Annotated in this window: 14 protein-coding genes, 1 tRNA gene and 2 pseudogenes; 15 read left to right on the top strand and 2 right to left on the bottom strand. The window is 56.5% G+C overall.

From position 1 onward, the window contains the following. Window positions 1-234 precede the first annotated feature (234 nt). The 4 genes from OZX57_RS05365 to OZX57_RS05350 all read left to right on the top strand — a co-directional run bounded on the left by OZX57_RS05365 (window position 235) and on the right by OZX57_RS05350 (window position 3,133). Window positions 235-1,275, top strand: coding sequence for an ATP-binding cassette domain-containing protein (locus tag OZX57_RS05365; protein ID WP_277161710.1), 1,041 nt, complete (start codon window positions 235-237; stop codon window positions 1,273-1,275). Continuing rightward, window positions 1,268-1,948 (top strand): methionine ABC transporter permease, encoded by a 681-nt coding sequence (locus OZX57_RS05360; RefSeq protein ID WP_277161709.1) that lies wholly within the window; start codon window positions 1,268-1,270, stop codon window positions 1,946-1,948. Before OZX57_RS05365 ends, OZX57_RS05360 begins: the two co-directional genes overlap by 8 nt. A gap of 125 nt (window positions 1,949-2,073) precedes the next feature. Continuing rightward, window positions 2,074-2,931 carry a MetQ/NlpA family ABC transporter substrate-binding protein gene (locus OZX57_RS05355; RefSeq protein WP_277161708.1) on the top strand — a complete coding sequence of 286 codons (858 nt, stop codon included), beginning with the start codon at window positions 2,074-2,076 and terminating at the stop codon, window positions 2,929-2,931. Between the two features lie 126 nt (window positions 2,932-3,057). Then, a tRNA-His gene (locus tag OZX57_RS05350) sits at window positions 3,058-3,133 on the top strand. 102 nt (window positions 3,134-3,235) lie between these two features. Here the strand turns inward: OZX57_RS05350 and OZX57_RS05345 are convergent. After that, complete coding sequence (locus OZX57_RS05345) at window positions 3,236-4,594, bottom strand: aldehyde dehydrogenase family protein (RefSeq protein ID WP_277161707.1); 1,359 nt, start codon at window positions 4,592-4,594, stop codon at window positions 3,236-3,238. Between the two features lie 342 nt (window positions 4,595-4,936). On the opposite strand from OZX57_RS05345, the gene rpsL reads away from it, so the two are divergent. The 9 genes and pseudogenes from rpsL to gmk all read left to right on the top strand — a co-directional run bounded on the left by rpsL (window position 4,937) and on the right by gmk (window position 16,617). After that, entirely contained in the window at window positions 4,937-5,308 is a 372-nt protein-coding gene (gene rpsL / locus OZX57_RS05340) for a 30S ribosomal protein S12 (RefSeq protein WP_277161706.1), read from the top strand. A 5-nt stretch (window positions 5,309-5,313) separates the two neighbouring features. Beyond that, a complete protein-coding gene (rpsG, locus tag OZX57_RS05335) occupies window positions 5,314-5,784 on the top strand; it encodes a 30S ribosomal protein S7 (protein ID WP_277161705.1) in 471 nt (156 codons plus the stop codon). Between the two features lie 33 nt (window positions 5,785-5,817). Further along, window positions 5,818-7,947, top strand: coding sequence for an elongation factor G (fusA, locus tag OZX57_RS05330; protein ID WP_277161704.1), 2,130 nt, complete (start codon window positions 5,818-5,820; stop codon window positions 7,945-7,947). A gap of 168 nt (window positions 7,948-8,115) precedes the next feature. Further along, window positions 8,116-9,318: an elongation factor Tu gene (gene tuf, locus OZX57_RS05325; protein WP_277161703.1), complete on the top strand. Its 1,203-nt coding sequence runs from the start codon at window positions 8,116-8,118 to the stop codon at window positions 9,316-9,318. A gap of 191 nt (window positions 9,319-9,509) precedes the next feature. Then, window positions 9,510-10,076 carry an elongation factor P gene (gene efp, locus OZX57_RS05320; RefSeq protein WP_277161702.1) on the top strand — a complete coding sequence of 189 codons (567 nt, stop codon included), beginning with the start codon at window positions 9,510-9,512 and terminating at the stop codon, window positions 10,074-10,076. Between the two features lie 99 nt (window positions 10,077-10,175). Next, window positions 10,176-10,643 (top strand): annotated as a pseudogene (gene nusB / locus OZX57_RS05315) (transcription antitermination factor NusB); the annotation flags it as partial. 514 nt (window positions 10,644-11,157) lie between these two features. Continuing rightward, complete coding sequence (gene carA / locus OZX57_RS05310) at window positions 11,158-12,462, top strand: glutamine-hydrolyzing carbamoyl-phosphate synthase small subunit (RefSeq protein WP_277161701.1); 1,305 nt, start codon at window positions 11,158-11,160, stop codon at window positions 12,460-12,462. Further along, window positions 12,462-15,831: pseudogene (carB, locus tag OZX57_RS05305) on the top strand (carbamoyl-phosphate synthase large subunit). The gene carA and the pseudogene carB overlap by 1 nt, the downstream one beginning before the upstream one ends. 168 nt (window positions 15,832-15,999) lie before the next feature. Next, window positions 16,000-16,617 (top strand): guanylate kinase, encoded by a 618-nt coding sequence (gene gmk, locus OZX57_RS05300; RefSeq protein ID WP_277161700.1) that lies wholly within the window; start codon window positions 16,000-16,002, stop codon window positions 16,615-16,617. Between the two features lie 228 nt (window positions 16,618-16,845). Here the strand turns inward: gmk and ilvD are convergent, their stop codons facing one another. Continuing rightward, window positions 16,846-18,705 carry a dihydroxy-acid dehydratase gene (gene ilvD / locus OZX57_RS05295; protein ID WP_277161699.1) on the bottom strand — a complete coding sequence of 620 codons (1,860 nt, stop codon included), beginning with the start codon at window positions 18,703-18,705 and terminating at the stop codon, window positions 16,846-16,848. A gap of 111 nt (window positions 18,706-18,816) precedes the next feature. Here ilvD and OZX57_RS05290 point away from each other — a divergent pair, with 111 nt between their 5' ends. Both OZX57_RS05290 and rpoZ read left to right on the top strand, forming a co-directional pair. Beyond that, window positions 18,817-19,449 carry a hypothetical protein gene (locus OZX57_RS05290; RefSeq protein ID WP_277161698.1) on the top strand — a complete coding sequence of 211 codons (633 nt, stop codon included), beginning with the start codon at window positions 18,817-18,819 and terminating at the stop codon, window positions 19,447-19,449. 181 nt (window positions 19,450-19,630) lie between these two features. Next, window positions 19,631-19,924 (top strand): DNA-directed RNA polymerase subunit omega, encoded by a 294-nt coding sequence (gene rpoZ, locus OZX57_RS05285; protein ID WP_277141794.1) that lies wholly within the window; start codon window positions 19,631-19,633, stop codon window positions 19,922-19,924. The last annotated feature ends 153 nt before the right edge of the window (window positions 19,925-20,077 follow it).

Below are 20,077 nucleotides of genomic sequence, written 5' to 3'. Positions count from 1 at the left end.
AGACAAAAATAAAAATATCGATTATTTTCCCGTGTCGCCTGCGGCTCCGTCGATTGATAAAGAACTATTGATTCTGTGTATATCGTTCAGGTTGCAATTGCCAATTCATGCCTAATAAACTCAATGTTTAACGCCAATGAGCTAGATGCAACAAGGGTTTTGTGCGTTCGGTTTACAGTCGGTTTTGAGAAGAACGGAAGTGGCGCGGCAGTTATTTGAGCAAGAAGGGGTACGATGTCACAGGCTATTACGATACGCAACCTCACCAAGAAATATTCCAGTGAAGATGGCGAAAAGACCGCGCTGAGCGGTGTGAACCTCGATATCGAATCGGGGGATATCTATGGCATTATCGGTCTTTCCGGCGCCGGCAAGTCCACGCTGGTCCGTTGCATCAATGGGCTTGAACATTATGACGGTGGAACGCTTCGCGTTAATGGCGAGGAAGTCGCCAAACTGAAGCCCAAGGATCTGCGCGCCCTGAGAAGCAATGTCGGCATGATTTTCCAATCGTTCAATCTCATGCCGTCACGTACGGTCGCCGCCAACGTCGAGCTTGCATTTCGGGGAAAAGCCGATGCTCGGACCAAGCAGGCCCGTGTCGCCGAGCTTTTGGAATTGGTTGGCTTGACCGAAAAGACCGATGCCTATCCCAATGAGCTTTCCGGCGGCCAGCAGCAGCGCGTCGCCATCGCCAGGGCCTTAGTGAACCGGCCCAGTATCCTTTTGAGCGACGAGGCAACCAGCGCTCTCGACCCGACCACGACCAAATCGATTCTTGCCCTGCTGCGCAACCTGCACGACACATTGGGCCTGACCATCGTCATCATCACCCATCAGATGGCCGTTATCAAGCAGATCTGCAACAAGGTCGCCGTCATCGACCACGGCACTATTGTCGAAAAAGGCGATGTGTTCGACATCTTCGCCAACCCGAAGGCCGCGCTGACCAAAGCGTTCGTCGCCACGACCTCGAATCTCGACAAGGTCCATGATCTGCTTGACGAGCATTCGCCGCTGGTCGAGCCACAGCCCGGGCAGGTGCTGCTACGCATGAACTACATCGCCAAAGAGGTCTCCGAAGCCTTGGTCTCGCACATCTCGCGCGAGTTCTCGATTGACGTCAACATCATTTTCGCCGACATCGACATCGTGGAAGACGCGCCGCTCGGCGGGCTCGTGGTGATGCTCAAGGGGGATTCCCAAAAGGCAAATGACGCGCTCGTCTATCTCAAGGAACGCAATATCGGTATCGAGGTGATCGATCGTGCTTAATCTGCTCAACCAATGGTTTCCGAATGTGATGAGCCGTTTGCCGGAGTTCTTCGATGCATTCGTGCAGACGATCATCATGGTCACCGTCGCTGGCCTGATCTCCTTCGTTCTGGCGCTCATCCTGGGTGTCGCCGTCACCATCACCAAACCTGGCGGACTGCATCCCAACAAGATCGTCTTCAACGTCATCGACAAGCTGATTAACCTGTTCCGCTCGATTCCGTTCATCATCCTCGCGGCCTCGCTGGTGCCGGTTACCCGTTTCATCATGGGCACAGCCATCGGCACAAAAGGCGCGTTGTTCCCACTGGTCATTGGCATCACGCCGTTCTTCGCCCGTCAGATTCAGTCGGCTTTGGCTGGTATCGATTCTGGTCTGATCGAGGCAGCGCAGGCTATGGGCATGGGCCTGCCGGAAATCATCTGGCGAGTCTACTTGCGCGAGGCGATTCCCTCGATTATTCGCGTCAGCGTCATCACGCTGGTCAGCCTCATCGATATGACCGCAGTGGTTGGTGTGGTCGGCGGCGGGGGACTCGGCGATTTCGCTATCCGCTACGGCTACCAGCGTTACATGATGGACGTCACCATCGCCACCATTATCGTCTTGGTGCTGCTTGTCGGTTTGGTTGAACTCATCGGCCGGCTGCTTGTGGAAATCACCGAACCCTGACGGTGACCTGAACTCATTTCCGGTAACGATGTCGACTTCGACTTCAACAACGACCATTCAGCGGCAATGCAAGCAACGCGAAAATGATGGATATCTGATAGATGAACTCATGAAAGGGGCTTTCCATGGCCACTAAAAAGCAAATCAGAGCCAAGCACGAACTTATCGCTCTTCTGTCGGCAATTGCTGCGGTGGTGTTAGTCGTCGCCGGCATCAATATCTACCATAATGCCAAAGCTTCCAAGGAACAGGTCGTCACCGTGGCCCTTGTCGGAAACTCCGACGAAGCCGAATGGAAAGCCGTGCAGGCGCGGCTCGATGAGGAACATGCCAACATCAAACTGAAATACAGAACTTTCCAGGACGCCATCTACGCCGACCAGGCGGTCGCCAACCATGAGCTTGATATTTCCGCCTGTGAGCATTACGCCTTCCTCAATCAAGACATCAAGAAGAGGGGATACAAGCTGACTCCCATCGCCGAGACCTACATTTCTCCAATGAACCTGTATTCGCAGAAATACAAGAGCGTCAAGGATTTCAAGCCCGGTGACAAGGTAGCCGTGCCCAACAACGCCACCAACCTTGGCCGTTCGCTCAAGGTGCTGGATTCGGCGGGTCTTATCAAGCTCAAAGACAACACGAAAGCCGACCCCACAACCGATGACATCGTCGCCAATCCCAGTGGCATCGTCGTCGAGCTCAATGACGCGGCCTCTATCATCAACCTTCTGCCCGACTACGCCGGAGGCGTCGTCAACACTAACTTCATCGTTGATGCGGGCAAGAAGCCTGAAGACGCCATCTACGCTCCAAGCCTCAAGCCCGGTGACGCAAGTTTCAAGCCCTATGTGAACATCATCGTGGCCAGCACGAGTAACAAGGACAGCAAGACACTGCGCAAGGTCGTTGAGGCCTATCACACCAGAGGCGTCGCCGAGGAACTCATCAAAGACCACAACATCCCGATGTTCAAGTACTGAGAATAGGCGGTATTGGACAACTCGCGACGCGCCGATTACCTAAGGTCTCGAGAATCATGTATAGTTCTTATCTGTTGTGCGGATGTTGATTCGGTTCACTGAATCGGTCAGTTTCTCACTTCGATGGTGGCCATAGCTCAGCAGGTAGAGCATCTGATTGTGGTTCAGAAGGTCGCGCGTTCGAACCGCGTTGGCCACCCCATCGATCCCCGAAATCATTAAGGTTTCGGGGATTTTGTGTTTTGGCCTTTTCACCTATCCTTGATTCAGAAGTTCCAAATCAATGCCTACCTCGTGACTCTGTTTATTTTGTAAGTCTCCTATATGGCGGATAAGCGATACGCAACGTGTCCGGGAACGTCGGTTTGCTGGTCACGGTTTTGACGTGGCTGAACTCGAGGAAGCCGGCTTTGCCGTGATAGGAGCCCATGCCGGAGGCGTCGACGCCGCCGAAGGGGAGGCGGTTGGAAAGCAGGTGCCCAAGAGGTAGATTGAACCCGAGTGCGCCGGAGCTGGTGTGTTGTTCGAAAAGCAAGCGGGTCGTTTTGGAACATGTAAATACATACAAAGCCAGCGGTTTCGGCCGTTCATTGATGAACGCCACGGCTTCTTTTGCATCTTTTACCGCAAGAATCGGCAGAATCGGCCCGAAGATTTCCTCCTGCATCACCGGGTCGTCTGGCTGAACGTCAGTGAGAACGGTCGGGGCAATATAAAGGCGCTCGCGATCTGTTTTGCTAACGCTAAACGCTTTTCTGTCAGTTGGTAGTAGTTTCACGAGTCTATCGAATTGTTTGGTGTTGACGATGTGGCCGTAGCTGGCAGATTCTGTGGGATTATCGCCAAAGAATTTCTTCGTGAAGGCTGTGATTTTTTCTGCCAACGGTTCGATAAGATCAGGGGTTGTTAAGACATAATCAGGTGCTACGCAAGTCTGACCGGCATTCGTGAAGCGTCCCCAAGCGATACGTCCGGCAGCAGCGTCGAGATTGGCACTCGAATCCACAAATACCGGTGATTTACCGCCCAATTCGAGAGTGACTGGCGTGAGTTGCTTCGCTGCCGCTTCCATCACAATCGAACCGACCCTGCCATTGCCGGTGTAGAAGATATGGTCAAACGGTTGTCGCAAAAGCTCTGTGGTTTCGGGTACTGCCCCTTGAACAACGGCGAACGCACGCGGGTCAAGGTATTCGCCAATCAGCCGTTCGAGCAATGTGCTGGTATTGGGGGAGAGCTCGGAAGGCTTGAGGCATACGCAATTGCCTGCTGCTATGGCATCGACCATCGGTTCAAGGCTAAGCATCAGTGGGTAGTTCCACGGCGAAATGACCAGAACGACGCCTTTGGGCTCAGCCATCGTCCAACTTCTCGCCGGTTGCATCAGCAGTGGCATGACCGCATGATGTCGCCTGCTCCAGCGTTCGATACGTGGCTCGACAAAGCGTATCTCGTCCAGAACCAACTTGATTTCCATCAGTGCCGTTTCGGCAGCAGGTTTGCCGAGATCGAGGAACACCGCCTGTTCGATATCCTTTCGATGGGCGGTAATCATGCGTTTCATCCGCCCGAGCTGTTCTCGTCGCCAGGCAAGAGGGCGTGAGACTCCCTCGTCGAATGAACGGTGCAATCGTCTGACTGTCTGTTCACAAGTCTCTGTCATCTTGCTTCGTGCTCCTATGTCGATTTATCGGTACGCCGCATCTGCCGATATCGTTCAGTGTAGGTTCCTTGTCTGATACGTATTGGTTACCACGCGGCTTTCCAAAATGTCCGAAGTGACATGCTATAGTTCTGAACGTGTGTGCCAGTGGCATGCCTTATGTAACAGGCGTGGGTACTGGGATATCCCGGAACTTGTTAGATTGCGCGCAGCAATGCGGCGGCAGGAGAGTGAAGGGCCATCGGGCCGGTGGACTGTGGCTGTCTCATTTCGATTCGTCGATTGGGGCTGCAGCGAGGCGGCTCCGCAAGTAATAATGATTAACGAATCGGAGAACTGAAGTTGCCTACTATAGAACAACTTGTCCGCAAAGGACGTAAGGCAAAGTCAAAGAAATCCAAGACTTTGGCCTTGAAGGGTAGCCCGCTGCGTCGTGGCGTGTGCACCCGTGTGTATACCACTACACCGAAGAAGCCGAATTCTGCGTTGCGTAAGGTCGCCCGTGTGCGCCTGAGCTCCGGCATCGAAGTTACCGCCTACATTCCGGGCGAGGGCCACAACCTGCAGGAGCACTCCATCGTGCTCGTCCGCGGTGGCCGTGTGAAGGATCTTCCTGGTGTGCGTTACCACATCGTGCGCGGCGCGCTCGATACCCAGGGTGTCAAGGACCGCAAGCAGGGACGCTCCCTGTACGGCGCAAAGAAGGTGAAGTAAGAGATATGTCACGTAAAGGACCATCCAAGAAGCATCAGCTGCTCCCTGATCCGATCTACGGCTCGACCGTGGTCGCTCAGCTCATCAACAAGATCCTGCTCGACGGCAAGAAGTCGATCGCCGAGGACATCGTCTACTCCGCACTTGACATGGTCAAGGAGAAGACCGATCAGGAACCCGTTTCCGTACTGAAGCGCGCACTGGACAACATCCGTCCGTCCCTCGAGGTTCGTTCCCGCCGTGTCGGCGGCGCGACCTACCAGGTCCCGGTCGAGGTCAAGCCCAACCGTGCAAACGCTCTGAGCCTTCGCTGGCTGACCGACTTCTCCCGCAAGCGTCGTGAGAAGACCATGGCCGAGCGTCTCGCCAACGAGATTCTCGATGCCTCCAACGGCCTCGGTGCTTCCGTGAAGCGTCGCGAGGATACGCACAAGATGGCTGAGGCCAACAAGGCCTTCGCTCATTATCGCTGGTAATCTTCGCAGACGAGTTAAGGTAAGGAAACACTTATGGCACTTGATGTGCTCAACGACCTCAATGAGGTCCGCAACATCGGCATCATGGCTCACATCGATGCCGGTAAGACAACGTGTACGGAACGTATTCTGTACTACACCGGTAAGAACTACAAGATCGGCGAGACGCACGAAGGCGCCTCGACCATGGACTTCATGGCCCAGGAAAAGGAACGCGGCATCACCATTCAGTCTGCTGCGACCACCTGCTTCTGGAACCGTCAGACCCATGATCCCGACAAGAAGTTCCAGATCAACATCATCGACACCCCCGGCCACGTGGACTTCACGGCCGAGGTGGAGCGTTCGCTGCGCGTGCTCGATGGCGCCGTTGCCGTCTTCGATGGCAAGGAAGGCGTAGAGCCCCAGAGCGAGACCGTGTGGCGTCAGGCCGACAAGTACGGCGTGCCGCGCATCTGCTTCATCAACAAGATGGATAAGCTCGGTGCTGATTTCTACTACTCCGTCGACACCATCAAGAAGAAGCTCGGAGCCACCCCGCTGGTCGTCCAGCTGCCGATTGGTGCTGAGAACGACTTCGTCGGCATGGTCGACCTGATTCGCATGAAGGCGTATGTCTGGAACGATGTCACCACCGATCTCGGTGCCCACTACGACACCGTCGACATCCCTGATGATCTCAAGGACAAGGCCGAGCAGTATCGTTCGGAGCTTCTCGACCAGGTGGCCGAGTCCGACGACGACCTGATGGAGAAGTACCTCGAGTCCGGCGAGATGAGCGATGAGGAGATCCGTGCAGGAATCCGCAAGCTCACCATCGAGCGCAAGGCCTACCCGGTTCTTTGCGGCTCTGCCTTCAAGGACAAGGGCATTCAGCCGCTGCTCGACGCAGTGGTCGATTACCTGCCGAGCCCTGAGGACGTTCCCGCCATCGTCGGCTTCAAGCCCGGTGACGAGTCCCAGGAGATCGATCGTAAGCCCACGATGGACGATCCGTTCGCCGCTCTGGTCTTCAAGATCTCGACCCACCCCTTCTATGGCAAACTCGTGTTCGTGCGTGTCTACTCCGGCGCCATCAAGCCGGGCGACACCGTGCTCGATTCTACGAAGGACAAGAAGGAACGCGTCGGCAAGATCTTCCAGATGCACGCCGACAAGGAGAACCCTGTTGACGCTGCCGAAGCCGGCAACATCTACACGCTCGTCGGTCTGAAGAACGTTTCCACCGGCGACACCCTGTGCGCCGACAGCGCTCCGATCTCCCTCGAGTCCATGACCTTCCCGGACCCGGTGATCGAGGTCGCCGTGGAGCCGAAGACCAAGGCCGATCAGGAGAAGATGAGCCTGGCTCTGGCCAAGCTCGCCGACGAGGATCCGACCTTCCAGGTCAAGACCGATGAGGAAAGCGGCCAGACGCTGATTTCCGGCATGGGCGAGCTTCAGCTCGACATCATCGTCGACCGTATGCGTCGCGAGTTCAAGGTGGAGTGCAACGTGGGCAACCCGCAGGTCGCCTACCGCGAGACCATCCGCAAGGCCGTCATGAACCAGGAATACACCCACAAGAAGCAGACGGGTGGTTCCGGCCAGTTCGCAAAGGTCCTCATGAACTTCGAGCCGATCGACCCCGCCGAGGGCAAGGACTACGAGTTCGTCAACGAGGTCACCGGCGGCCACATCACCAAGGAATTCATTCCTTCGATCGATGCTGGTGTGCAGGAAGCCATGGAAGCCGGCGTGCTCGCCGGGTTCCCGATGGTCGGCGTCAAGGCGACCGTCACCGATGGCCAGATCCACGATGTCGATTCCTCCGAGCTCGCGTTCAAGATCGCCGGTTCCATGGCATTCAAGACCGCGGCCCCGAAGGCCAAGCCCGTCATCCTCGAGCCGATTATGGCCGTCGAGGTGCGTACGCCTGAAGAGTACATGGGCGACGTCATGGGCGACATCAACTCTCGCCGTGGCAACATCCAGGAGATGAAGGACGCCACCGGCGTCAAGGTCATCGAGGCGAAGGTCCCGCTGAGCGAGATGTTCGGCTACATCGGCGATCTGCGTTCCAAGACGCAGGGCCGCGCGATGTTCACCATGCAGATGGATTCATATGCAGAGGTGCCGAAGAACGTCGCCGACGAGATCATCAAGGCCCAGCGCGGCGAATAAAATACTTCGCTCAAGGCGTGTCTGTCTCCAGTCGGCGCTAGAATTTTCTAGCGCTGACTGGGTTCGGGCACTTTGTGGCAAGTAACCCAGAAACCCAGTAAATTGTAGCGAGTATCTCAGGGCCGAAAGGTCTGAGAGTAACTACGAAACGTCCAGGAGGACAAAGTAATGGCAGAAAAGGAAAAGTACGAGCGGACTAAGCCGCACGTTAACATTGGCACCATTGGCCACGTTGATCACGGTAAGACGACCCTGACCGCGGCCATCTCGAAGGTGCTGCACGAAGAGTACCCCGATCTCAACCCGGAGTATGACTTCGATCAGATCGACGCCGCTCCTGAAGAGAAGCAGCGTGGTATCACCATCAATATCGCCCACATTGAGTATCAGACCGAGAAGCGTCACTATGCTCACGTGGATTGCCCCGGCCACGCCGATTTCGTGAAGAACATGATCACCGGCGCTGCTCAGATGGATGGTGCGATCCTCGTTGTCGCCGCCACTGATGGCCCGATGGCTCAGACCCGCGAGCACGTTCTGCTCGCTCGTCAGGTAGGCGTGCCGAGGATTCTCGTTGCGCTCAACAAGTGCGATATGGTCGACGACGAAGAGCTCATCGAGCTCGTCGAAGAAGAGGTCCGCGACCTCCTCGAAGAAAACGGCTTCGATCGTGACTGCCCGGTCATCCGCACCTCCGCTTATGGCGCTCTGCATGATGATGCTCCGGATCACGACAAGTGGGTCCAGACCGTCAAGGATCTCATGGACGCCGTCGATGATTACATCCCGACTCCTGTTCACGATCTCGACAAGCCGTTCCTGATGCCTATCGAAGATGTCTTCACCATCTCCGGCCGTGGCACCGTGGTGACCGGCCGTGTTGAGCGTGGCCGTATCCCGGTCAACGCCCCGGCAGAGATCGTCGGCATTCGTCCGACCCAGACCACCACCGTCACCTCCATCGAGACCTTCCACAAGCAGATGGACGAGGCCGAGGCTGGCGACAACACCGGTCTGCTGCTCCGCGGCATCAACCGTGACGACGTCGAGCGTGGCCAGGTTGTGGCCAAGCCGGGCTCCGTGACCCCGCACCACAAGTTCGAGGGCGAAGTCTACGTCTTGACGAAGGATGAGGGCGGCCGTCATTCGCCGTTCTTCTCCAACTACCGTCCGCAGTTCTACTTCCGCACCACCGACGTCACCGGCGTCATCACGCTGCCGGAAGGCGTCGAGATGGTTCAGCCTGGCGATCACGCCACCTTCTCCGTCGAGCTGATTCAGCCCGTCGCAATGGAAGAGGGCCTGACCTTCGCAGTTCGTGAAGGCGGCCACACCGTCGGTTCAGGCCGTGTCACCAAGGTGATCGAGTAGTTCTAGAACGTAAGTTGTAGATTTACTTAACTGTTTGTGCCCCGCATCGAAAGGTGCGGGGCACAACTGTATATAGCAGTGAAGTTTTGGAGACATACGGCTTGTAGGCTGTACATACGCTGTGGCATAATTGCTGAGGCATTTTATGGAATGCAAATCGTTTGAAAAGTAAATGACTAAGGTGACGAGACGTGGCACAAACAAGCAATGACATCAAAAACGGGTCGGTATTGAACCTCGACGGACAGCTCTGGACCGTCACGAAATTCCAGCACGTTAAGCCCGGCAAGGGACCGGCTTTCGTGCGTACCACCATCAAGAACGTGCTCTCGGGCAAGATCGTCGACAGGACGTTCAACGCCGGCATGAAGATGGAATTCGAAACCGTCGACAACCGCACTCTTCAGTATTCCTATGAGGAAGGCGACACCTTCGTCTTCATGGATATGACCACCTATGACCAGGTCAGCATCCCCAAGGAGCTCGTTGGCGATCAGGCCAAGTTCCTGCTGGAAGGCACCGATTGCATCGTCAGCTTCCACGATGGCACTCCGCTGAGCGTCGAATTGCCGGCATCAGTGATTCTCAAGGTCACTTCGACCGAGCCGGGCGTTCAGGGCAACCGCGCAAACGCTGGCACCAAGCCTGCCACCGTTGAAACCGGTGCCGAGATCCAGGTTCCGCTCTTCGTCGGCGAAGGCGAAATGGTCAAGGTCGATACCCGCGACGGTTCCTATCTTGGACGTGAAAACAACTGATTCCCATTTCCGACTTGGAGCGGCTTCGTCGCCCAAGTCGGGATACTCTATCCGGCTAACGGTAAATCGCGAAATTTTTGACTGAGAGGTAACTGGTACATGGCACGTTCGACAGCTCGTAAACGAGCGCTGAATACGCTCTACGAAGCAGATGAGAAGGGGCAGGACATCCCGTCGTTGCTCGCCGAACGTATTGCCGAACCCGGGGCTCAGACCCCGTTGCCGGATTATGCCATTCAGATCGTTCGTGGAGTGGCCGACGAGCAGGCTGGCATCGACAAGGCCCTTGAGGCTCATTCCACCAAATGGCCTCTGCGGCGCATGGCGGTCATCGACAGAAATATTCTGCGGATTGCAGCTTGGGAGATTCTTTTCAATGATGACGTGCCCGAGCGTGTAGCCATCGATGAGGCGTTGGGGCTGGCGAAAAGCCTTTCCGACGATGAGTCGCCTGCGTTTATTCATGGTTTGCTGAGCGCTCTTTGCGACGATAAAGATTCGGTTCTTGCCGATATTAAGGCTGCGCACGAAGCAGAAGCCAAGGAAAAGGCGGAACGTGAGGCGGCCGAGCGCAGGCTCAATTCACCTACTGCGCCTGGTTTCCTTCAATCCGGAGGCATTTCCGGCAAGGGCGATGGCGTGCCGTTTGAGACGGAAAACGACAATGATGACTCTGCAGCCAGTGGTGACACGGATTCTGCGGAGGCTGTCGATTCTGCAGAAAAGGATGAAGCTAATAATGACGGAGAGGTTTCGGCGGTACCTGCTGTAGTAGGAGACGTTACTGCTGATGACTCTTCTGCTGTGGAAGCGAGTTCATCTGGCGGAGTCGGTGACGTTCCGATTCCTGCTGTGGTTGATGAATCGAGTCAGGGAGCGAGCGATTTGCCTTCATCTCCTGATGGTTCATCCGATCAATCCGAGTCATCGGGTGAGGATCAACCGTTGCCACCGGATGGTGACAATAATTCAATAATTGTGTAATTAGTCTGACCGCGGTACGGTGGCCGGGCCGCGAATTTGTTTTTCCGGTCCAGTTATTCCGAGTCCGCACACGGGCCCGGAGCAAGGGGGACTCGTGGTGAGTCAGCAAACAGCTTCTACAGCACGGTATTCCGCAGAGGATGCCGTGCTGTTGTTGGAAGATGGGCAACTTTACGTCGGCGAGCCTTATGGAGCGCTCGGATCGACGTTTGGCGAGATCGTGTTCGCAACGGCCATGACTGGCTATCAGGAGACGATTACCGACCCAAGCTACGACCAGCAGATCGTCGTGCAGACTTTCCCGCATATCGGCGATACCGGGGTCAATGACGAAGATCCCGAATCCAAACAGATCTGGGTTGCAGGTTATGTCGTGCGGCAGCCCAGTCCGAATGTCAGCAACTGGCGGGCCAACGACAGCCTCGATGATGAGCTCAAGGGTGATGGCATCGTCGGCATCAGCAATATTGACACCCGCAAGCTGGTGCGTCATTTGCGCAGCGCAGGGGTGATGAGGGCCGGCATCTTCTCGGGAGACGCCTTAGTCGACAATGAGAATGGGGAGTTGCGTTCGCCGGACTCGTTACTGCAAGAGGTCTTGGCTTCGCCGAAGATGCAGGGAGCCAGGCTGTACGATCATGTCAGCACTGACGAAACCTATACCATCGAGCCGTGCGGAGAATTTGAAGGCAAAGAGCCGTTGTTCACCGTTGCAGCGGTCGATCTTGGCATTAAGGGCATGACGCCGCATCGTTTGGCCGAACGTGGCTGCCGAGTGAACGTTGTGCCATCTACCGTTACCTTTGACGAAATCCAGTCCTTGAATCCAGATGGTGTCTTCTTCTCCAACGGTCCTGGTGATCCTGAAGAGGCTGCCCCTGAAGTGGACTTGCTGCGCGAAGTACTCGATGCCGGATACCCCTTCTTCGGCATCTGCTTTGGCAACCAGCTCTTTGGTCGCGCGCTTGGCTTCGACACTTATAAGCTCAAATTCGGCCATCACGGCGTTAACCAGCCGGTGAAAGACATGACCACCGGCAAGGTTGAGATTACGGCGCACAACCACGGATTCGCCGTGGATGCACCAATCGGCAAGATCGTTGATTCGCCTTATGATAACGGCAAATTCGGCAAGGTGTTCGTCTCTCATATCGACTTGAACGACGACGTGGTCGAAGGCCTTCAATGTGTTGATATCCCGGCCTTCTCGGTGCAATACCACCCCGAAGCCGCCGCAGGCCCGCACGATGCGGCCTATCTTTTCGACCGCTTCGTCGCGCTGATGCGGGCACATAAGGCAGGGGAGCCAATCTCAACCGTGCTTGCCGCACCAACGTCATTATCGTCATCGAATACCGCTGCAACCGGCCAAACCGTCGCCGCTGACAAGGAGAACAAGTAATGCCGAAACGTCAGGACATCAAATCCGTCATGGTCATCGGGTCCGGCCCCATCGTCATCGGACAGGCCGCGGAATTCGACTATTCGGGCACCCAGGCCTGCCGCGTGCTGCGGGAGGAAGGCATCCGAGTAATCCTTGTCAACTCCAACCCGGCCACCATCATGACTGATCCGGAAATGGCCGATGCCACCTACATCGAGCCCATCGACGTGCCGATTCTCGAGCGCATCATCGCCAAGGAACGGCCGGACGCCTTACTGCCGACGCTCGGCGGCCAGACCGCTCTGAATGCCGCCGAAGCATTGGGCAAGGCCGGAGTACTCGACAAATACCATGTCGAGCTCATCGGTGCCTCGCTTGAAGCCATTGACCGTGGCGAAGACCGCGAACAGTTCAAGAAGGTTGTGGATTCCGTTGGGGGAGAATCCGCAAAAAGCGACGTGGCCCATACTCTCGAGGAAGTCGACGATATTGTCGCTGAGCTCGGCTTCCCGGTCGTTGTGCGCCCGAGCTTCACCATGGGTGGCCTTGGATCCGGTATCGCCCACAACGAGGAGGAACTGCACCGCATTGCCGGCGCTGGTCTCCACGATTCGCCGACCGACGAAGTTCTGATCGAAGAGGGCATCGAAGGCTGGAAGGAATATGAGCTGGAGCTCATGCGCGACCGTAAGGACAACGTTGTGGTCGTCTGCCCGATCGAGAACGTCGACCCCGTCGGCGTGCACACCGGTGATTCCATCACCGTGGCCCCGACCTTCACATTGACCGACCGCGAATACCAGAAAATGCGTGACCTCGGCATCGCCATCATTCGTGGTGTCGGCGTCGACACCGGTGGCTGCAACATCCAGTTCGCCGTCAATCCGAAGAACGGCCGCATCATCATCATTGAGATGAACCCGCGAGTTTCCCGTTCTTCCGCCCTCGCCTCGAAAGCGACCGGTTTCCCGATTGCCAAGATTGCCACGAAACTCGCGCTCGGTTATACGCTCGACGAGATTCAGAACGACATCACCCAATCCACGCCGGCCTGCTTCGAGCCGACCATCGACTACGTGGTCACCAAGGTGCCGCGCTTCACCTTCGAGAAGTTCCCGAATGCCGACCCGACGCTCACCACCTCGATGAAATCAGTGGGCGAGGCGATGGCACTCGGCGGCAACTTCCAGGAATCGTTGGGCAAAGCCATGCGTTCCATCGACAAGCGCCACATGGGCTTCAACTGGGATGGCACCAAGCCGAGCCAAGCCGAGGTCGACCAGCTGCTCGAAGACATGCGCACGCCTACAGAGAACCGCTATCTGCAGGTGCAGCGGGCGATTTGGGGCGGGGCAAGCCTTGAACAGCTTTTCGACGCCACCAAGATCGATCCGTGGTTCCTCAAGCAGTTCGCGCTGATCAACCAGACCGCGATGGAGGTGCGATTCACGGAAATCCTCTCGCCGAAGCTGCTGAAAAAGCCAAGCTGGCCGGACTTTCCGATTTGCAGATCGCCCATCTGCGGCACTTGGGTGATGAGGGCGAGAACACGATTCGCGAGCTGCGCCACAGCTACGGCCTGCGCCCGGTCTACAAGACCGTCGACACCTGCGCCGCCGAATTCGACGCGATCACACCGTACTACTATTCCTGCTACGCCGACGAATCCGAACTCAAGCCGCGCGACCGCGAAGCCGTCATCATCCTCGGCTCAGGCCCGAACCGCATCGGCCAGGGCATCGAGTTCGACTACACCTGTGTGCATGCCGTGCAGGAGCTTGGCAAGGACTATGACACCATCATGGTCAACTGCAACCCCGAAACCGTCTCCACCGACTACGACATGTCCGACAGGCTCTACTTCGAGCCGCTCACCTTCGAAGACGTCATGGAGATCTATGATGCCGAAAAGAAGCTCGGTCCGATCAAGGGCGTTGTGGTTCAGCTTGGCGGACAAACCCCGCTTTCGCTGGCTGCACGTCTCAAGGCTGCAGGCGTCCCGATTCTCGGTACCTCTCCCGAATCCATCGACCTGGCCGAAAACCGCGAGCTTTTCGGCGAAGTGCTGCGTCGTGAAAAGCTCAACGCGCCACGGTACGGCACTGCGCTCAACCTTGAAGAAGCCCGTGAAGCCGCCCATTCCATCGGCTATCCGGTGCTGGTACGCCCGAGCTATGTGCTCGGCGGACGAGGCATGGAAATCGTCTACGACGATGAGCAGCTCGAGAAATACGTCGATCGCGCACTCGATGAGGCCCAGGCCGATACGGTGGTTTCCGGTCGTTTGCCTTCACCGTTGCTGATCGACAAGTTCCTTCAGGATGCTATTGAAATCGACGTGGACGCACTTTATGACGGCAAAGAACTCTACATCGGTGGCATCATGGAGCACGTCGAGGAAGCCGGCGTTCACTCCGGCGACGCGGCATGCACCCTGCCGCCCTCCACGCTTTCCGACGACCAGATTCAGCGCTTGCGCAATGCGACACTTGCCATCGCCGAAGGCTGCGGCGTGCGAGGCGTGATGAACGTCCAGTTCGCCTATATGGCCAACACGCTCTACGTCATAGAAGCCAACCCGCGTGCTTCTCGCACCATTCCCTTCGCCTCGAAGGCGACTGGTGTGGCTCTGGCCAAGGCCGCTGCGCGCATTATGGTGGGGAGACCATCGCCGACCAACGCAAGCGTGGTCTGCTCTTGCCCAAGGGCGACGGCGGCACCATCCGCCCAGGTCAGCAGGTCGCTGTCAAGGAATCCGTGCTGCCGTTCAAGCGCTTCCGTACTGAAGCCGGCAGATCCGTCGACACGTTGCTTGGCCCGGAAATGCACTCGACCGGCGAAGTCATGGGCTTCGACCGTGACTTCCCGCACGCCTTCGCCAAGTCCCAGCTCGCCGCCTACACGGGCGGTCTGCCCACGCATGGCAACGTGTTCCTCTCGGTCTCCGATACCGACAAGCGCCAGCTGCCGCTGATTGCCACACGTTTGAAGGAGCTCGGATTCACGGTATGCGCCACCGAGGGCACGGCTTCCGTCCTGCGTCGTTACGGCATTGATTCCAGGGTAGTCAGCAAAATTACGGAGACACCAGAGCATGAGCAGGAGGTGCAGTCGGAATACGGCGACGATTATATCGGCAAGAACCCTGTTCAGATGATCGAAGACGGCGAAATTGACATGGTGCTGAACACTCCGAGCTCCCGTGGGTCTCGTTCCGACGGTTACGCCATCCGTGCCTCGGCCGTGATTGCCGACATCCCGCAGTTCACCACCATGACCGAATTTTCTGCGGTCCTGCTTGCCATAGAGGCAGTCAAAGCCAATGATTATCAGGTGATGAGCATTCAGGAACACGCCAAGCAGCTTTTCGCTTCTGAAAAGGAATAACCGGTACTGTCTGAAAGCTGATAATGGCTTTCAGGCACTAGCTTGATAACACTCCGTGGAAGTTTTTAAAGGACTTCCACGGAGCGTTTTTGTTTGTGGTTATGTTCGTTCCCGGGAGGTCATTCCCTATGGCTTGGTAGACTGGGACGCATCGAGAGGAGCGCTATCTTGAGCGAACATGACGGTAACGAGAACAGGCAAGAGACACATAAGGGACGTTTGATTGTTCTGACCGGTCCTACGGCCGTCGGCAAGGGGACCGTCGAGGCCGATCTGCTGAGTAAGCATCCTGAGGTGTGGGTCTCCGTTTCCGCCACCACGCGCGATCCGCGACCAGGGGAAGTCGACGGGAAGAATTACTGGTTCATGAGCGAGGACGAGTTCGTCGCCAAAGAGAAGCAGAACTGGTTCCTGGAAACCGCTGTCGTGCATGGCATGGCCCATTACGGCACGCCGTTGCAGCCGGTGCTCGACCACTTGGCCGAGAACATCCCGACCATTCTTGAGATCGATTTGCAAGGTGCCCGGCGTGTGAAGCAGCGTGCCGCGGAACTGAACCTTGAGATTGTTTCGGTGTTCATCGCTCCGCCGAGTTATGACGAGCTGGTGAAGCGACTGGTCGGACGAGGTACAGAGAACGAGGAACAGCGCAAAAAGCGCTTGGAAACCGCGAAAGTCGAGTTGGCTGCAGAACCGGAATTCGATGTCAAGATCGTTAACGATACCGTCGATCGTGCCGCCGATGAGCTCTGGGGCGTCATCGCCAAGGAATATGGCATCAAGTAGCAATCGAATGCTTCATCGATGGCAGCATATCGTTGACCACTTGATTGTTTAGATTGTTAGATAATAAAAGGGCTGATTCTATTTGAAGAATCAGCCTTTTATTAGTTTATTGAATCATGCTAGGCCAGAGAGCTTATTGATAAGTTCAGGATCTCGGGCCGAGCCGTGAAGCGGGGAGTTCTGTGGACTCCCCGTAGGCGAGGTGAGCGACCGCTAAGGTCGCGAAGGCTACTTGAGGCCAGAGAGCTGATTTATCAACTCGGGGTCTCGAGTAGCACCCTTGTCGGCAGAACGGGCGAAGGCGGCGTAGGCCTTGAGGGCCTGCGAGACCTTGCGATCGCGGTGGGCAACGTAGCCGTCTCCGGCTTCGAGTTCCTTGCGGCGCTCCTCGAACTGCTCGGGGGTAAGCTCCACGTTGATGGTGCGGTTGGGGATGTCGATGTCGATCATGTCGCCATCCTTGATCAGGGCGATCGGGCCCTTGTTGGCCGCTTCAGGGGCGACGTGGCCGATGGAGAGACCTGACGAGCCGCCTGAATAACGACCGTCGGTGATCAGCGCGACATCGCGGCCGATGCCCTTGCCCTTGACGAATGAGGTGGGGTAGAGCATTTCCTGCATGCCCGGTCCGCCCTTCGGTCCCTCATAGCGGATGACCAGTGCTTCGCCCTTCTTGAGCTTGTCGCTCAGAATGACCTCAACGGCCTGTTCCTGGGATTCGACGATGTGGGCCGGTCCGCGGAACTTCCAGATGTTCTCGGGGACGCCTGCGGTCTTGACCACGCAGCCGTCGGGAGCGAGGTTGCCGCGCAGAATCGCGAGACCGCCTTCTTTCACGGCCGGATGGTCGATGTCGTGGATGGCGCCGTTGACGCGATCGGTGTCGAGCGAGTCGGCCAGCGTCTCGTGCGTAAACGGTTCGGGGGATTTGATGTGGCCCGGAGCCGCGCGATAGAGTTCCTTGGCCTTGTCGAGGCAGGTCGGGCGCATGATATCCCAATCGTCAAGCTTGGCCTCGAGCGTCGGATAATCGACGGAATGCACGTCCTTGTGGAGCTTGCCTGCGCGGTCGAGCTCGCCCAGGATGCCGCAGATGCCGCCGGCGCGGTGCACGTCAGTGATTTCCCAATCGCCGGAAGGGCTGGCCTTGCAGATGCAAGGTACGGTGTGGCTGATGCGTTCGATATCGTCAAGTGTGAAGTCGACGTCGGCGCTCTGGGCGGCGGCGAGGATATGCAGCACCGTGTTGGTGGAACCGCCCATGGCCACGTCCATGGTCATGGCGTTCTCGAAGGCGTGCTTGGTGGCGATACTGCGCGGCAGAACACTCTCGTCGTCCTCGTCGTAGTAACGGTGCGCAAGGTCGACGATCTTCTTGCCAGCGTCGATGAAGAGCTGCTTGCGATAGCCGTGCGAAGCGAGCGTAGTGCCGTTACCGGGCAGGGCCAGACCAAGCGCCTCGGTCAGGCAGTTCATCGAGTTGGCGGTGAACATACCGGCGCAGGAGCCGCAGGTGGGGCAGACGGTCTTCTCGTAGGCGAGCAAATCTTCGTCGGAGACGTTGTCGTCGGCGGAGGCGTACATCACGTCGATGAGATCGGAGGTCTCGGTCTCGCCGTTGGACAGCGTGGTCTCGCCGGCCTCCATTGGGCCGCCGGAGACGAAGATGGTGGGGATGTTGAGGCGCAGTGCGGCCATCAGCATGCCGGGGGTGATCTTGTCGCAGTTGGAGATGCAGATCAGGGCGTCGGCGCAGTGGGCGTTGACGGAGTATTCGATGGCGTCGGCGATGATATCGCGGCTCGGCAGCGAATAGAGCATGCCGGTGTGGCCCATGGCGATGCCGTCATCGACGGCGATGGTGTTGAACTCGCGGGGGATGCCGCCGGCTTCCTTGACAGCCTTCGAGACGAGACGTCCGACCTTGTTGAGGTGGACATGGCCAGGCACGAACTCGGAGAATGAGTTGGCGATGGCGACGATGGGTTTTCTGCCCAAGTCATCTCCTGGCACGCCTGCGGCGCGATAGAGTGCTCGGGCGCCGGCGAACATGCGGCCGGTCATGATATTATGTGAGCGCATTTGCATGGTTCCATATAAGTTCATTCGTCTCATATTTGCTGATTTTCGACCAAATGTTGAAACGCGTGAACGATTTTCATTGATTTCACGGCGTTGCGCAATTGATAGGCGGTCAACATGGTCAATATGAAGAGCGGATATAAAAAGCTCGTACAGGCGGTGTGGATTGTATTGGCCGTCATATTGGTACTTTGCTTGCTGGCGGCTGCTGCAGTCACTGCTAAGGGCGCATGGAATAACCATGAAATAAAGGAAGAGAAACGGACAATATCGATAGAGCCCGATGTAAAGAAATCGTTGGATGCCTATGTTTCCCTGCTTGAGGCGACATTGGAAAACAACCAGACGGTGATGTCAGAATATTCGCAAAGGGAACGGGACGTCGCCATGGACTGCGAAGACGGGTATCTTCAGGCAGATGGTATGCCGGACATGAATCACGTGAAAATAACCGTCCAAGTCCACTACATCCAGCATGAGAACGGTCGTGTTACGCTGGGCGTTAGCACCGGCACGGAGATTTTGGCAAATAAAGCCAGTTGTCTTTCGGGCTCGGGATGGGAAGACGATGGTTGCGATGTCAGCAGTTGGAGCGATGACCATGTCTTGACCTTCACCACAGCGTCGATGGCGGGTTTGGAAGGGAAAGCCAAAGCGCCATATGTCATTCGTGACGACGAGACGTTGTTCGGCCCGGACGAGCCCGGTTACAAACCGTTGAAAGACTTGCGTAAGTGGGATAAGCGCTGAAATTCGGCCATTCACAGGGTTCTGAGACGTTGGGTTTTGGCTTCTCATATTCATCAGAATGTAGTCAGATATCAATTTGCGTAAGTGTATTGTTCTTTCACATGGAAACAGTGAAATATCAAAGGTATTGAGTATACTTAAACTTTTGAGTAGCTTTATTCTTCTTTAGGGAGCAAACAATATGGCATTTGGCACCGAGCCTACACCGAGCGGTCTTGCCGATCCGACGATCGACCAGTTGATGGAGCATTCCGAGCACAACAAGTATTCGCTGTCGATTTTCGCCGCGAAGCGCGCTCGCCAGATTAATTCCTATTTCACTCAGCTCAACGAAGGCCTTCTGCAGAACGTTGGCCCGTTGGTGGAGTACCAGAACAACGAGAAGCCGCTTTCCATCGCCTTCCGTGAGATTAACGAAGGTCTGTTGGAGGAGACTCTTGGCGAGGATGACCTGAGCGAAGGCAGCCTCGACTAAGGCGGTTTCGTCCTTTAAACGTTACAGGTGCCCGGTTCCGTGATTGGAGTCGGGCACCTGTTTTTGTATGTGGGTGGTTGCTGTTGGTTGTTGATAAGGGTTGCAAACCAAATATTCTGGCCTATAACCTTGTGATTATCTTATTGATGGATG

The organism is Bifidobacterium sp. ESL0682 (assembly GCF_029392815.1).
Taxonomy (GTDB): domain Bacteria; phylum Actinomycetota; class Actinomycetes; order Actinomycetales; family Bifidobacteriaceae; genus Bifidobacterium.
This window is presented reverse-complemented; position numbering and strand designations above follow the sequence as displayed.